The sequence below is a fragment of the Motilibacter deserti genome, assembly GCF_011250635.1.
GTDB classification, from domain to species: domain Bacteria; phylum Actinomycetota; class Actinomycetes; order Motilibacterales; family Motilibacteraceae; genus Motilibacter_A; species Motilibacter_A deserti.
Window position 1 is genome coordinate 1 of the sequence record NZ_JAANNP010000073.1, and the last position, 9,776, is coordinate 9,776.

Consider the following 9,776-nt stretch of genomic DNA (forward strand, 5'->3'; position numbering starts at 1 on the left):
GGCCGCGGCGATCGTCGAGCAGGCCAACTTCCCGGCGGAGGTCCGCGACCAGGTCGCGGCAGCCATCGTGAAGCTCTGGGGCGTGTTCACGGCCGAGGACGCGACGCTCGTCGAGGTCAACCCGCTGGTCAAGACCGCGGACGGGCGCATCGTGGCCCTCGACGGCAAGGTCACGCTGGACGAGAACGCGGACTTCCGCCACAAGGACCACGAGGCGCTCGTGGACAAGTCGGCGACCGACCCGCTGGAGCAGCGGGCCAAGGAGAAGAACCTCAACTACGTCAAGCTCGACGGTGAGGTCGGCATCATCGGCAACGGCGCCGGGCTCGTGATGAGCACGCTCGACGTCGTGGCCTACGCCGGCGAGGAGTTCGGCGGCGTCAAGCCAGCGAACTTCCTCGACATCGGCGGTGGTGCTTCCGCCGAGGTCATGGCCAACGGGCTGGAGATCATCCTGTCCGACCCGGCCGTGCGCAGCGTGTTCGTGAACGTCTTCGGCGGCATCACCGCGTGCGACGCCGTCGCCAACGGCATCGTCAGTGCGCTCGCGCTGCTGGAGTCGCGCGGCGAGACGGTCGAGAAGCCGCTCGTCGTCCGGCTGGACGGCAACAACGCGGCCGAGGGCCGGCGCATCCTCGACGAGGCGGCGCACCCGCTGGTCTCGCTGGTCGACACGATGGACGACGCCGCGCGCCGCGCGGCCGAGCTCGCCGGCGCGGCTGGCAAGGGGGCCTGAGCAATGGCGATCTTCCTCACCGAGAAGAGCCGCATCCTCGTCCAGGGGATGACGGGCTCCGAAGGCATGAAGCACACCAAGCGCATGCTCGCGTCCGGCGCGCAGGTCGTCGGCGGCACCAACCCGCGCAAGGCCGGCACCACGGTCGACGTGGACGGCACGCAGCTTCCGGTGTTCGCCAACGTCGCCGAGGGCATGGCCGCGACCGGCGCCGACGTCACGGTCATCTTCGTGCCGCCGGCCTTCACCAAGGACGCGGTGATCGACGCGGTCGACGCCGGCATCCCGCTCGCCGTGGTCATCACCGAGGGCGTGCCGGTCCACGACACGGCCGCGTTCTTCGCCTACGCCCAGCAGAAGGGCACCACGCGGATCATCGGCCCGAACTGCCCGGGCATCATCAGCCCCGGCAAGTCGAACGCCGGCATCATCCCGTCGGACATCACCCCGTCCGGCCGCATCGGCCTGGTCAGCAAGAGCGGCACGCTGACCTACCAGATGATGTACGAGCTGCGCGACATCGGCTTCTCCACGGCCATCGGCATCGGCGGCGACCCGGTCATCGGCACGACGCACATCGACGCGCTGCAGGCCTTCCAGGACGACCCCGACACCGACGCCATCGTGATGATCGGCGAGATCGGCGGCGACGCCGAGGAGCGGGCGGCGGCGTACATCAAGGAGAACGTCACCAAGCCGGTCGTCGGCTACGTGGCGGGCTTCACGGCGCCCGAGGGCAAGACGATGGGCCACGCCGGCGCGATCGTCTCCGGCTCGTCCGGCACCGCCGCGGCCAAGCAGGAGGCGCTCGAGGCGGCCGGGGTCAAGGTCGGCAAGACGCCGAGCGAGACCGCCCGTCTCATGCGGGAGATCATGAACGGCATGTGACGCATCCGCGTTCACACGACGGTGGGCGGGCACTCGGCTGCGAGTGCCCGCCCCCAGTTGTTCTCGGGTCAGCCGGTCGGCGGCTCCGGCAGGACGTACGGGGCGGCGCCGCGTACGGCGAGACTCATCGCCGCCCGGACCTGGTCCGCGTCGGCGCCCTCGAAGCGGATGAGGACGAGGATGTTGCCCACCCTGGCTGCCATGAGCTTGTGCACCTTCCCCTGGGTGCCGACCGCGGCGTAGACCGGCGACGAGTCGTCGACGTCATCCGGGGGCGGGACGCGCTCTGAGCTCGTCGAGCACCTCGCGAGGGCGCCGTTCCACGCGTCGAAGACGCTCTGCGCGGTGGCCGAGCTGCCGAGCACGACGAGCCGTTCGTGGGAAGTGGGCGCTTGCCCCCGGTACGCGCCGTACCCCCGCTCCAGTTGCTGGAGCAGGTCGCGGTCCGGGACCGTCAGCGGGCACGGGGACGTCTTGTCGGGGCCGACCACGATGTCGGCGGGGTTGTCGCCCTTCGGCCACATCCCCGCAGGGATGAGCGCGTCGGTGCCCGGACGGAACGCGTCGGGCGCCGGCTGTGCCGTGGGGTCGGCCGGAGTGCCGAGAGCGCCGACGGCCTTCTCGAGGACGGCGGCGAGGCTGGCCTCGGGCGCCTGGCCCCTGCTCGGGCCGACGATCTCCAGCCCGAGCACGGTCACGAACCGGTCCCGCGTGCCGACCAGCACGACCGTCCTGGTGGCGATGGAGTCGGAGAAGTGCAGCCACATCCGGCGTCCGTCCTGAACACGCGACGTCCAACCCGCGTTGTTGTCGGCGCAGCCGTCGAGCCGCCGGCCCAGAGCCCGGTAGGCCGCCTCGGCGGAGCGCTCGGACTCGTACGCGGTGGTCGCCTGCTGCCCGGCCGACAGCTGGGTCCGGCCCTCGGCTCCGATGAAGTTCGCGTACATCGTGACGAGGCCACGGGTGCCGTCGTCGGAGGTCAGGGCCTGCGCTGCGCACCGGTCCTGCAGAGGCGACGGCAGGAGCGACTGGACGGACCAGTGGCCCCAGACCTGACGTGGCCCAGGCAGATCATCCGGGGCCAACGTCCGTGCCCGGCTCATGAGGTCGTAGGACACAGGGTCAGCGGTCGGCCTCGCTCCCGGTGTCCCGGCTGCGCCGCCGCCGATGCCGGAGGTGGCGGCGGCAGCCAGAGCGACGACCCCGGTCAACGCGAGCGCGCCCAACGATCCGGAGGCTCGCCGGGACCGTTGGCGCCCGCGCTGCCGGGCGTCGGCCGCCCCGGGCAGCGGCTCCGGCCCCAGGTCGTCGCGCAGGCGCTCGAGTTCAGGGAAGAGCGATTCACGCACGAGAAGTCTCCTTGTCCGGCTCGGCCTCGTCGTCCTCGCGGAGCAGGCCGGCGAGCGCCGCCCGCCCGCGCGACAGCCGCGCCTTCACGGTCCCGACGGGGGACTCGGTCTCGCGGGCGACGTCCTCGACGGAGAGCCCGCACAGGTGGTGGAGCACGACGGCCCGGCGCTGCGCCTCCGGGATCTGCCGCAGCGCCGCGACGAGCGCGACGTTGTCCTCCGACGGCGGCCGGGCGGGAGCGGGCGGCCCGTGCCGCACGAGCGCGGCGAGCGCATTGCGGCCGCGGCGCCAGCGGTTGACCGCCAGCCGCCAGGCGACGGTGCGTACCCAGGCCTCGGGGTCGTCGTAGTGACCGACGCGGCCCCACCGCTGCCAGGCCCTGGCGTACGCCTCCTGCACGCAGTCCTGCGCCTCGCTGAGGTCGCCGGTCATGGCGTAGAGCGCGTGCAGCACGCGGCGCGAGCTCGCCGCGTAGAACGCGTCGAAGCCTGTCGAGTCACTCACCTGGCCCCCCGTCGGCCGGCCCCTCGGCCGGCGTCACAGGAGAACACCGCCCACCCTGCCGCTGGGTTGCACGCCGCGCCGCGGCGTCGAGGGCGGGTGCCTGCCCGTGGCCCGCCCGCTGTGGACAACTCGCCACATGTGCTTGATCACCGAGAGGGGGTGTGGGGCGGCGCATGCGGCGCGGGCGACACCCCGACGTACCCGCCATTCCCGCGCTGCGGCGCGAGGGGCCGCGACGATGGGCTGCGATGGCCACGCTGCTTCCCCCCACGCGCACGACGTTCCCGCGCCCGTCGGCGGCTCGGCCGCCCCGGCCGCGCTCGACCCGCGCCATGGCCGGGGCGGCCGCCGCCGGCGCCGCCCGGGGCGCCGGGTTCTCGCTGCTGACCTGCGCGGTCGTCGTGCTGGTCGGGTGGGCGGGCGCCCACGGGACGGGGGCCGGCGCGGTCGACGCGGTGCGCACCACGGCGTACGCCTGGCTGCTCGCGCACCACATCGACCTCACGCTGTCGGCGGGGAGCCTGCGCCTCGCGCCGCTGGGCCTGATCGTGCTGCCGTTCGCGACGCTCGCCGCGGCGGGCTACCGCGCCGCGCGGTCGGCGGGCGTGCGCACCGGGCGCGAGGCGGGCGTGCTGACCGCGTCCGGCGCCGTCGCGTACGCCGTCCTGACGCTGGTCGTGGCGCTGGCCTCGCGCTCGGAGCACGTGCAGCCCTCGGTGCCCGGAGCGATGATCGGCGGGCTGCTCATGGGGGCGGCCGGGACCGGGCTCGGCGCGCTGCGCGCCCTGCGCCGGCGATCGGCACTCCCGGTGATGCCGCTGCGCCCCGGCACCGTCCTGGCCGCCTCCGTGGGGGCGGTCCTGACGCTGCTCGGGACGGGCGCGCTGCTGCTCGCCGGCTCGCTCGTCGCGCACCTCGACCGCGGCGCCGACCTGGCCGCCTCGCTCGAGCCCGGTCCGCTCGGCGGCTTCCTGCTGCTGCTGCTCGGGGTCGGGCTGGTCCCCAACGCCGTCGTCTGCGCCACCGCGTACGCCGTGGGCCCCGGCTTCGCGGTCGGCGCGGGCACGTCCGTCGCGCCGGCCGGGGTGACCACGGGGGAGGTCCCGGCGCTGCCGCTGCTCGCGGCCCTGCCGGTCGACGGCTCGGCCCCCGCGCTGTCGCTGCTGGCCATCGCCGCCCCGCTCGCGGCCGGCGTCGTGGCGGGGGTGGTCGCCGGGCGGAGGGCGCCCGCGGACGACTCGCCGGACCGGGCCGCAGGCACGGCCGCCCTGGCCGGCCTGGTCTCCGGCGTCGTGCTCGCGGTCCTCGGCGCCCTGGCAGGTGGGTCGGCGGGCGCCGACCGGCTGGCCGCGGTCGGCCCGTCGCCGCTCCGGCTCGGCCTCGCGGTGGCGGCCGAGGTGGGGCTGGTCGCTGCCGCGACGGCGTGGCTGCTGGTGCGGCGGGCGGCGGACGCGCGTACGGACGAGCGGGCCGCCTCCCCGGTCGCGGGAACGGCCTGAGCGCAGCCAGCGCAATCCGGCGCCCTCGAGCCCAAACCGCCTGAGCGCCGCTCAGCGCAGCGCGGCGCCCTCCAGGCCGAACGGGCTCCGCTCGTCCTCGTAGCGCTCGTCGCACTCGGCCCGCGCCGCGTGGGTGAGCGCCTGCTCGCGGCACTCGCGGTAGTCCCTCGCCCCGGGCAGGGCCGACGTGACCAGCGTCGAGACGCCGAGCGACACCACGCAGCTGCCCACGACGAGCGCCGCGACCGCGCCGGGAGCCGTGCCGCGCTGCCGGCGGGCCTCCCGGATCGCCAGCGCGGCCAGCACCAGGGCCCCGACCGCGAGGATCACGCCGATCTCCGGCGAGGCGAGCGCGGGCAGCGCGACGAGCGCGAGCAGCAGGGCCGGCCGCCCGCCGGAGACGACCGGGCCGGTCGGCCGGCGCTGAGGTGAGCCCGGCCCGCCCTCACCCCGCGCGGGGCGCCCCCAGAAGGACGAGGGCGGCTGCGGCGGGGCCGGGCGTGGCGGGGCCGGCCGCTGGCCCGCCTGCTCGCCCTCGGGGGGAGCGGCCCAGGGGTTGTCGTCGGGCACCGGCCGCTCGCCGTCCCGTGCCCGCTGCGTCCCGTCGCCGTTCTCCACCTCGCTATGGTGGCGGCTTGTGACTACGGCTCGGAAACCGGCTCGGGTCGTGGCCCTCGTGTCCGGCTCCGGCACGCTCCTGCAGGCCCTGCTCGACGCCGTCGACCCGACCGAGGTCGAGGTCGTCGCGGTGGGGGCGGACCGCGCGGGCACCGGAGGCCTCGACCGGGCCGCTGCGGCCGGCGTCCCCACGTTCGTGTGCGCCCCGAAGGACTTCGCGGACCGGCCCGCCTGGAACGCGGCGCTCGCCGACGCGGTCGCCGCGTACGACCCGGACCTCGTCGTCTCTGCGGGCTTCATGCGCATCCTCGGCACCGAGTTCCTCGGGCGCTTCCCGGACCGGGTGCTCAACACCCATCCCGCGCTGCTGCCCGCGTTCCCGGGGGCGCATGCTGTGCGGGACGCGCTGGCGTACGGCGTGGCCGTGACCGGCTGCACGGTGCACCTCGTGGACGCGGGGGTCGACACCGGCCCCGTGGTCGCCCAGGAGCCCGTACGCGTCGAGCCGGGTGACGACGAGGCCACCCTGCACGAGCGCATCAAGGTCGTCGAGCGCCGGTTGCTCGTCGACGTCGTGGGCCGCATGGCGCGGTCCGGTTGGTCGGTGGAAGGCAGGAAGGTGACACTCGCGTGAGCGATCGACGTCCGGTGCGGCGCGCCCTGGTCAGCGTGTACGACAAGACGGGGCTGGAGGAGCTGGCCCGGGGGCTGGCGGCCGCGGGCGTGACGCTCGTGTCGACGGGGTCGACGGCCTCGCGCATCGCCGCCGCGGGCGTGCCCGTCACGCCGGTCGAGGAGCTGACCGGCTTCCCCGAGTGCCTCGACGGGCGGGTCAAGACCCTGCACCCGCGGGTCCACGCGGGCATCCTGGCCGACCTGCGCAAGCCCGAGCACGAGCAGCAGCTGCAGGAGCTCGGCATCGAGCCGTTCGACCTCGTGGTCGTCAACCTCTACCCGTTCACCGCGACCGTCGCGTCCGGCGCCTCGCCCGACGAGTGCGTCGAGCAGATCGACATCGGTGGGCCGTCGATGGTCCGCGCGGCGGCCAAGAACTCGCCGTCCGTCGCCGTCGTGACGTCCCCCGGGCGCTACGCCGACGTGTTGACCGCGGTGTCGGAGGGCGGCTTCACGCTCGCCCAGCGCCAGCGGCTGGCGGCCGAGGCGTTCGTGCACACCGCGACGTACGACATCGCCGTCGCGTCCTGGATGGGCAGCGTGCTGGCCCCGACCGACGACGGCAGCGGCTTCCCGGCGTGGGCCGGCGGGTCGTGGGAGCGGGCGCAGGTGCTGCGCTACGGCGAGAACCCGCACCAGCGCGCCGCGCTGTACACCTCGGACCGGCCGGGCCTGGCGCAGGCCGAGCAGCTGCACGGCAAGGAGATGTCCTACAACAACTACACGGACACCGACGCCGCGTGGCGGGCGGCGTACGACCACGCCGAGCCGTGCGTCGCGATCATCAAGCACGCGAACCCCTGCGGCATCGCCGTCGGCGCCGACGTCGCGGAGGCCCACCGCAAGGCGCACGCGTGCGACCCGGTCTCCGCGTTCGGCGGCGTGATCGCGGTCAACCGCCCGGTCACGCGCGCGATGGCCGAGCAGGTGGCCGAGGTCTTCACCGAGGTCGTGGCGGCGCCCGGCTTCGACGACGACGCGCTCGAGGTGCTGACCCGCAAGAAGAACGTCCGCCTGCTGCGCGTGCCCGAGCCCGCGGCGGCCGAGGCGGTCGAGCTCAAGCCCATCAGCGGCGGGCTCCTCCTGCAGACCGTCGACCGGCTCGACGCCGAGGGCGACGACCCGTCCAGCTGGAGCCTCGCTGCCGGAGACGCAGTTGATGAATCTGCCTTCGCTGATCTCGTCTTCGCCTGGCGGGCCTGCCGTGCGGTGAAGTCGAATGCGATCCTGCTTGCCTCCGACGGCGCGACCGTCGGCGTCGGCATGGGCCAGGTCAACCGGGTCGACTCCGCGCGGCTCGCGGTGTCGCGCGCGGGGGACCGGGCGCGCGGCTCGGTCGCCGCGTCGGACGCGTTCTTCCCGTTCCCCGACGGGCTCGAGGTGCTGACCGAGGCGGGCGTCAAGGCCGTCGTCCAGCCCGGCGGGTCCGTACGCGACGAGGAGGTGCTCGCCGCCGCCCGCGCCGCGGGGGTCACCGTCTATCTCACCGGTGCCCGGCATTTCTTCCACTGAGGCCCCGGCCCGCGGCGGCCGCTCGCTCGCCAGCCACAAGCCCCTCGCGGCGGCCGTCGCGGTCGCCGCAGGCGTGCTGCTCGCCGTCCAGGCCCGGGTCAACGGCCAGCTCGGGGAGAAGCTCGACGACTCGATCGCCGCTGCGCTGCTGAGCTTCGCGATCGGCACCGTCATCGTCGCCGTGCTCGCGCTCTCCCGGCGGGCGGGTCGGGTCCAGTTCGCCGCGATCCCGGCGCTGGTGCGCTCGGGCCGGCTGCGGTGGTGGCAGTGCCTGGGCGGGCTGTCCGGCGGCATCTTCGTCGCGGTGCAGGCGCACAGCGCGCCGGTGCTGGGCGTCGCGCTCTACTCCGTCGCGGTCGTCGCCGGCCAGACCACCTCGAGCCTCGCTGTCGACCGCCTCGGGCTCGGCCCGGCTGGGCGCGCGCGCCTCACCGGTGCGCGGGTCGTGGCCGCGGCGGTGACGGTCCTGGCGGTCCTCGTCGCTGTGTCCGACCGGCTCGACGGCCGCAGCCCGGTCGGCGCCATGGTGCTGACCGCCGTCGCCGGTGTGCTGCTCGCCGTGCAACAGGCGGTCAACGGCCGGGTCAGCCAGGCCACCGGGGAGCCGCTGGTCGCCGGGCTGGTCAACTTCCTGCTCGGGACGCTGCTGCTCGTGGTCGCGTACGCCGCCTTCACCGGCCTGACCTCCGACGTGTGGAGCCGGCTGCCGGGGGAGTGGTGGCTCTACCTCGGCGGCGCGTTCGGGGTCGCGGTCATCGTGTCCGGCGCCCAGACCGTGCGGGCGCTCGGCGTGCTGCTGCTCGGCCTGTGCACGGTGCTTGGCCAGCTCGCCGGCGGCGTGGCGCTCGACGTCCTGGCCCCGGTGCACGACGAGGGCGTGTCGGTCTGGACGATCGTCGGCTGCCTGTTGACGGCGCTCGCGATCGCGGTCGCGGCGCGCGGCTCGCGCCGCTGAGGCAAGGGCGCGAGGCCTGGCCAGGGGCCGCGAGGCCTGGGTGGGCGATGCGAGGCACGACCGTGGCACGGGGTGGCGTACCCGTCGTCCGGGCCCGACGTGACCGCCCGGCGCTGCGGGACTCGCCACGACGTTGCGGACCGCACGCCCTGAGCGGAAGGGACTGACTCCTCCACCACGCGGCTCGGCGGCGACACCACGGCGTGTCGCACGCCGAGCCCCGTGATCGTCGAGCGCCGTGGCGGATGACGCCCCGCACGCGCGACCGTGGGAGGATGCGGCCCCGTGACGGCGCAGACCCTGGACGGCAAGGCCACCGCGGCGACCATCAAGGCCGAGCTGGCCGAACGGGTGGGCGCGCTGCGCGAGCGTGGCGTGGTCCCCGGCCTCGGGACGCTCATCGTGGGCGACGACCCGGGCAGCAAGGCGTACGTCGCCGGCAAGCACCGCGACTGCGCGCAGGTCGGCATCGCCAGCATCGAGCGGACCCTGCCCGCCGACGCCACACAGGCCGACGTGCACGCGGTCGTCGAGGAGCTCAACGCCGACCCGGCGTGCACCGGCTACATCGTGCAGCTCCCGCTGCCGCGCGGGCTCGACGCCAACGCGGCGCTCGCGCTGATGGACCCGGCCAAGGACGCCGACGGCCTGCACCCGGCCAACCTCGGCTGGCTGGTCCTGGGCCGCGAGGCGCCGCTGCCGTGCACGCCGCGCGGCATCGTCGAGCTGCTGCGCCGCTACGACGTGCCGCTCGGCGGCGCCGAGGTCGTCGTCGTGGGGCGCGGGGTGACGGTCGGGCGGCCGCTCGGGCTGCTGCTCACGCGCCGCTCGGAGAACGCGACGGTGACGCTCTGCCACACCGGCACCCGAGACCTGGCCGCGCACGTGGCGCGGGCCGACATCGTGGTGGCGGCTGCGGGCGTGCCCGCGCTCATCAAGGCCGACATGGTCAAGGAGGGCGCGGCCGTCCTCGACGTCGGCATCACCCGGACCGAGGCCGGCCTGGTCGGCGACGTCGACCCTGCGGTGCGCGAGGTGG

At 75.1% G+C, this 9,776-nt stretch carries 10 protein-coding genes; 7 read left to right on the plus strand and 3 right to left on the minus strand.

The window, feature by feature from the left end; genetic code table 11:
• Both G9H71_RS19325 and sucD read left to right on the plus strand, forming a co-directional pair.
• The coding region (locus G9H71_RS19325; protein ID WP_331273128.1) for an ATP-grasp domain-containing protein at positions 1-736 on the plus strand (736 nt) is incomplete at its 5' end.
• Between the two features lie 3 nt (positions 737-739).
• A complete protein-coding gene (gene sucD, locus G9H71_RS19330; protein WP_166284424.1) occupies positions 740-1,624 on the plus strand; it encodes a succinate--CoA ligase subunit alpha in 885 nt (294 codons plus the stop codon).
• 68 nt (positions 1,625-1,692) lie between these two features.
• On the opposite strand, the gene G9H71_RS19335 is transcribed toward sucD, so the two are convergent.
• Together G9H71_RS19335 and G9H71_RS19340 are read right to left on the minus strand one after the other, a co-directional pair.
• Positions 1,693-2,973, minus strand: a complete 1,281-nt coding sequence (locus G9H71_RS19335; protein WP_166284425.1) for a hypothetical protein — start codon at positions 2,971-2,973, stop codon at positions 1,693-1,695.
• Positions 2,966-3,478, minus strand: coding sequence for a SigE family RNA polymerase sigma factor (locus G9H71_RS19340; protein WP_166284426.1), 513 nt, complete (start codon positions 3,476-3,478; stop codon positions 2,966-2,968). Before G9H71_RS19340 ends, G9H71_RS19335 begins: the two co-directional genes overlap by 8 nt.
• 248 nt (positions 3,479-3,726) lie before the next feature.
• Here G9H71_RS19340 and G9H71_RS19345 point away from each other — a divergent pair, with 248 nt between their 5' ends.
• Positions 3,727-4,977, plus strand: coding sequence for a cell division protein PerM (locus G9H71_RS19345; RefSeq protein WP_166284427.1), 1,251 nt, complete (start codon positions 3,727-3,729; stop codon positions 4,975-4,977).
• A 51-nt stretch (positions 4,978-5,028) separates the two neighbouring features.
• Here G9H71_RS19345 and G9H71_RS19350 read toward each other — a convergent pair whose 3' ends face one another.
• On the minus strand, positions 5,029-5,595 hold the full coding sequence (locus G9H71_RS19350; RefSeq protein ID WP_166284428.1) for a hypothetical protein: 567 nt from the start codon (positions 5,593-5,595) through the stop codon (positions 5,029-5,031).
• Between the two features lie 19 nt (positions 5,596-5,614).
• On the opposite strand from G9H71_RS19350, the gene purN reads away from it, so the two are divergent.
• The 4 genes from purN to G9H71_RS19370 all read left to right on the plus strand — a co-directional run.
• The gene (gene purN, locus G9H71_RS19355) at positions 5,615-6,229 is read left to right on the plus strand and encodes a phosphoribosylglycinamide formyltransferase (protein WP_166284429.1); all 615 of its coding nucleotides are present in this window, start codon (positions 5,615-5,617) and stop codon (positions 6,227-6,229) included.
• Complete coding sequence (gene purH / locus G9H71_RS19360; protein WP_166284430.1) at positions 6,226-7,782, plus strand: bifunctional phosphoribosylaminoimidazolecarboxamide formyltransferase/IMP cyclohydrolase; 1,557 nt, start codon at positions 6,226-6,228, stop codon at positions 7,780-7,782. The genes purN and purH overlap by 4 nt, the downstream gene beginning before the upstream one ends.
• On the plus strand, positions 7,760-8,737 hold the full coding sequence (locus G9H71_RS25295) for a DMT family transporter (RefSeq protein WP_166284431.1): 978 nt from the start codon (positions 7,760-7,762) through the stop codon (positions 8,735-8,737). Before purH ends, G9H71_RS25295 begins: the two co-directional genes overlap by 23 nt.
• A 285-nt stretch (positions 8,738-9,022) precedes the next feature.
• The coding region (locus tag G9H71_RS19370) for a bifunctional methylenetetrahydrofolate dehydrogenase/methenyltetrahydrofolate cyclohydrolase (RefSeq protein ID WP_166284432.1) at positions 9,023-9,776 on the plus strand (754 nt) is incomplete at its 3' end.

Coding starts and splice junctions, on each gene's coding strand:
- sucD (WP_166284424.1), top strand. CDS start 740: ATGGCGATCTTCCTCACCGAGAAGAGCCGCATCCTCGTCCAGGGGATG.
- G9H71_RS19345 (WP_166284427.1), top strand. CDS start 3,727: ATGGCCACGCTGCTTCCCCCCACGCGCACGACGTTCCCGCGCCCGTCG.